This is a genomic window from uncultured Boseongicola sp., assembly GCF_937988555.1.
GTDB lineage: Bacteria > Pseudomonadota > Alphaproteobacteria > Rhodobacterales > Rhodobacteraceae > Boseongicola.
This window is the reverse complement of sequence record NZ_CALJXO010000290.1, coordinates 1-4,476: the sequence shown is the minus strand read 5'-3', so window position 1 is coordinate 4,476 and position 4,476 is coordinate 1. Positions and strand designations below refer to the sequence as shown.

Sequence of the window (4,476 nt, the reverse complement as noted above, 5' to 3'; positions counted from 1 at the left end):
GGCGTCGCTTCGGTTACCTATGCCTACGGCCTGACTGGCTACATGAAGCCCGACACCCCGCAGGAGGTCTTGGACATTTTCGCCAAGGCCGTGGCCGACATCAACGCCGACCCTGAGTTTCAGGCGGAAAGCCAGAAAGTCACCAACGGCGCGCGGCTAAGTGCGGGGCCGGCGACGGAAAACGCGATCAAAGCAGCTCTGTCACCTTCTGACGAAGTGCGTACCTATCTCAAGGACCTGCTGTCGACAAAGTTCGGCGTGAAGTTCTGATGATCCTTCGGGGTGGCCGGGTCATGCTCGGCCACCCCTCTTCATGACAAAAGGCGGCTTTGTCGTTTGATGTCCGCTTGAAAAGGCACCTCTCTTAATGCTGGAACACGTGTTTTCCGCGCTCGACGCCCTGCTGGACCCGATCCGACTTTTGGCGTTGTTTGCCGGTATGTTTGTGGGCATGGTTTTTGGCATGTTGCCCGGCCTTGGAGGTGTTGCAGCCGTTTCGATCCTGTTGCCGTTCATCTATTACCTCGATGATTTCTCCGGCCTTGCGATGCTGCTAGGCGCCGTATCGGTGGTTTATACGTCCGATACGATCACATCGGTACTTTTGGGCGCACCCGGTTCTCCGGCATCGGCGCCGACTGCTATCGAGGGCCATGCACTGGCCAAACAGGGACAGGCGGCACGCGCCCTTGGGGTGGGGTTTTTAAGCTCGATGGTTGGCGGGCTGATGGGCGCGCTGATCCTACTGGTAGCCATCCCAGTTGCGGGTCCTATCGTTTTGATGCTTGGCACGCCCGAGTTATTCATGTTCGCCCTTGTGGGCTTATTCTTTGCGTCGTCCATGATTGGCAAGGATTTGGCCAAGGGCGTGGCCTCTGCCTGTCTTGGTCTGTTTCTGGGGGTGGTTGGCCCGGCCTCAGCAGCGGCGGATTTTAGGTTCACCTTCGGGCAGGTCTATCTGCTGGATGGGTTTTCGCTGACCATCGTGGCCCTTGGACTGTTCGGCGTGGCCGAAGCAATTTCCATGCTGGCCGCAGGTGGTGGCATCTCGCATATCCCGATTACCGTCAGTAACTGGGGCGAGGGTTTTCGCGACTTCTGGAAGAACCGCTGGCTGGTGCTGCGGGCGTCCCTCATTGGAGTATTTGGCGGCTTCGTTCCCGCGGTTGGCGCCTCTGCTTCGACCTGGGTGGCCTATGGGCATGCTATCCGCTCGACCAAGGACAAATCGAAATTTGGCAAGGGCGAAATCCGCGGCATCGCCGCCTCCGAGGGCGCAAACAATGCCACAGTAATCTCTGATCTTGTTCCGACGCTCCTGTTCAGCGTTCCCGGCGGACCCGCGGCAGCGATTTTTCTAGGGGCGCTTTTCTCATTCGGCTATTATCCAGGGCCGCGCATGATCACGCAGAACCCCGACCTGATGTTCCTGATCGTTTGGTCGGTGGCCCTGTCGTCTGTCGTCGGTGCGGCGCTCTGCTTTGCGATTACGCCGATGCTGGCGCGACTGACCCGCATTCCCTTCGGTATCATCGCCGCACCACTTATCCTGATCATGGTCGTCGGAGCCTATCAGGCGACTAGCACCATGGGCGATATTTTCATGCTGTTTGCGCTCGGAACACTCGGCTGGATGATGAAACATGCGCAATGGCCACGTGCGCCGGCCCTTGTTGGCTTCGTTCTGGCCGGCCCGATGGAGCAGTACTTCTGGCTTGCCAACCAGCTCCACGGTTGGTCCTGGCTGCTGCGCCCCGGCGTGCTGATCATCGGCTCTTTCGTTCTGATCCCTATGCTGCTGAACCTTTACCGGTGGTGGCGCAGCCGAGGCGCGCGGCACGTCGATGTTGCGGCCGAGGCGCTGGACTTACCCGACCCTGAAGATCACAAGACTGTCTCTATGATCCTTGCCGCCGCGGTGTCGGTCGCGTTCGCCTATGCAATTTACGAGATGACAACCTTCAACGCCTCGTCACGTCTGATGCCGTCACTTGCGCTTCTGCCTGGCCTTCCGCTTGCGCTTTGGCTGTTGTTCCGGGCGATCCGCGACTATGCCCCATCGACGGATAGAGAGTTCAAGGAACCTGCTGTCCTGCTTGTGCTGATCGGCTATGGCGTCGCGCTTTGGGCCATCGGCTTCACCATCCCGACCGTCGCGCTGATCCTTTGGATGCTATTTGTCCGCGCAGGAATGCGACCGGTTCCCGGGATCATATACGGCACGGTTGTCTTTGGCATCGTGAGGCTGCTTTTCGATGTCTTGCGTGGCGATGCGCCCGTCGGCGCCTTCACCGGCCTCAGCTAACTCAAAGGACTGATCATGATCGACCCAGATATCATCGAACCTTCCATCGATCCCGTGACCAAGAAGATCGGTATCCGCCACGTCAAGGCGACCAACGCTGCGGGCACCCGAACTAAGATCCAGGTTCGCGATTTTGACCCTGTTTATACCGATGAGCCTGCCTCTCTTGGCGGCACCAACACGGCACCAAGCCCGCTAGAGACAGTGCTGATCGCATTGGTCGGTTGTGACGGCGTAATCATCAACGGCGTGGCAACAGCGATGAAGTTCAACTACGCGGGCGTCGATTTCGCCTGCGAAAGCCAGATCGACGTGCGCGGCCCAAAAGGCGTCCCCGGGATCCGCCCATATTTTGAAACGGCAAAACTGGATATCACGGTTTACAGCGATGAAAGCGATGCCCGTTTCCAGCAATTGCGCAAGAATGTCGAATTCCGCTGTCCCGTCATGAACCTCCTCTCGGCCGCACAGGTCGGCATGGATGTCACCTGGGTTCAGCGCCCCGCCGACGACTATGAAGGCAGCGTTGTCTGATTGCGGACTAGGGAAATTAGGACCAAACGCGCGCCAAAGATAATGTTGTCATTACCCGCAAAAGACTGAAAGCGCCGCCAGTTCTCAGTCATTTAATATCCTGCCGCTTGACCGTCCTTCCTATAGTCCGAGCCTGCGACGTAGCCGGAGGGCGTCCTTGGGATCAACTGGGCGCCGCTGCCCAGTATAAATGCTGTGCCGGACAGCCGTTCCAGCGTCGCACAGGAACAACTCAAATCATAAGACAAGCGGGTGCCAAGGCGATGACGAGAGCGGCGAAAGGGACGGTTCAAATCACCCGGATCAATACAGCGATTTCTGTCTGTTCACGATGCTATCTACAACCAATTCAATTTGCAGCGCCATCTGGTCTCCGCCCAAACACTCCATCAAACCCGCGCCAAGGCATTCCGTGAATGGTCCGAAATTGTGGCCGCTTGATCTGGAGTTACGTCGGCATATTCCGTTCATCTGGGTTAGCGTGACAAAGCCGAAAACAATGTGCTTATCTGATCTGGGAGAAGACTCGGCGCGCTGCTTTTGTGTGTTTCCGCTCGCGGCCTCGATCAGCTGGGTGGTGGCCGCCCGCTTTGTTGACCGTATCGGAAAAGGCATTCGCGGCGCACCACGTGATGCTTTGGTTGCTGATATTGCGCCTGCCCACCTGCGCGGCGCTAGTTTTGGACTACGGCAGTCGCTCGACACTGTCGGGGCCTTTCTGGGTCCACTTCTGGCGATGGGTTTGATGTGGGTAACCGCTAACAATTTTCAGACCGTATTCTGGTTTGCAGTTATTCCGGCTTTTTTGGCGCTCGGTCTGCTGCTGTTCGCAGTGCATGAACCGGAACGTCCTGAGGCACTGCGCAAAGTCCGATTTCCCTTGAGCCTACCTGAACTCAAGCGTCTGGGATCTGCGTACTGGCTCGTTGTGGCAGTGGCCACCGTTTTCACGCTAGCGCGGTTCAGCGAGGCATTTCTAATCCTTCGGGCGCAAGGAACAGGGCTACCGTTGGTGCTCATCCCAATGGTGCTAGTTGTTATGAATATCGTCTACTCAATAGCCGCATATCCCGCAGGGGTGCTGTCTGACCGGTACAACAGACTTACCGTGCTGATTATCGGCTTCGCACTGCTTATCGTCGCCGATCTTGTCCTTGCTTTGTCGTCCGGTCTGGTTGGAATTGCGATTGGGGTTGCGCTTTGGGGCCTGGACATGGGTGTCACACAAGGGCTGTTGGCGACATTAGTAGCCGATACTGCACCGCAAGACTTACGTGGCACCGCTTACGGAGTATTCAGTCTATCGGTCGGCTTGGCTCTTCTGGCTGCAAGCATACTAGCAGGAGCACTTTGGGATAGCCTCGGCCCGCAGGCGACGTTTCTCGCAGGCGCGGGGCTTACAGCGCTTGCACTTGTGGGCCTTGGCGCTGTGAGGTGGCGAGTGCCGACGCTTGGTGCGTCTCATAAATCTTGAATCTAGCAACAAACTTGATTGTTCGCGCTCCAACCAGAACGCAGACCAGTGCAATCCTGCACATTTTCCTATCCGCGGCGCTGTTGTGGACCCTGTTGAGGGCGGTACTGTCGCTCAATTTCTGCCATTTGGAAGGTACAGAGATGTGCTTCGCTACTGCTTC

4 protein-coding genes and 1 pseudogene are annotated in these 4,476 nt (G+C 57.4%); all 5 read left to right on the top strand.

The features are described 5' to 3' along the window. A partial coding sequence (locus Q1B15_RS17050) for a hypothetical protein (protein ID WP_299755906.1) occupies positions 1-270 on the top strand: 270 nt, incomplete at its 5' end. A 97-nt stretch (positions 271-367) separates the two neighbouring features. Beyond that, the gene (locus Q1B15_RS17045; RefSeq protein WP_299755904.1) at positions 368-2,305 is read left to right on the top strand and encodes a tripartite tricarboxylate transporter permease; all 1,938 of its coding nucleotides are present in this window, start codon (positions 368-370) and stop codon (positions 2,303-2,305) included. Positions 2,306-2,320: 15 nt separating this feature from the next. Continuing rightward, positions 2,321-2,839: an OsmC family protein gene (locus Q1B15_RS17040; protein ID WP_299755901.1), complete on the top strand. Its 519-nt coding sequence runs from the start codon at positions 2,321-2,323 to the stop codon at positions 2,837-2,839. A 288-nt stretch (positions 2,840-3,127) separates the two neighbouring features. After that, a pseudogene (locus Q1B15_RS17035) lies at positions 3,128-3,280 on the top strand (IS6 family transposase); the annotation flags it as partial. A 58-nt stretch (positions 3,281-3,338) separates the two neighbouring features. Beyond that, on the top strand, positions 3,339-4,313 hold the full coding sequence (locus Q1B15_RS17030) for an MFS transporter (RefSeq protein WP_299755898.1): 975 nt from the start codon (positions 3,339-3,341) through the stop codon (positions 4,311-4,313). The last annotated feature ends 163 nt before the right edge of the window (positions 4,314-4,476 follow it).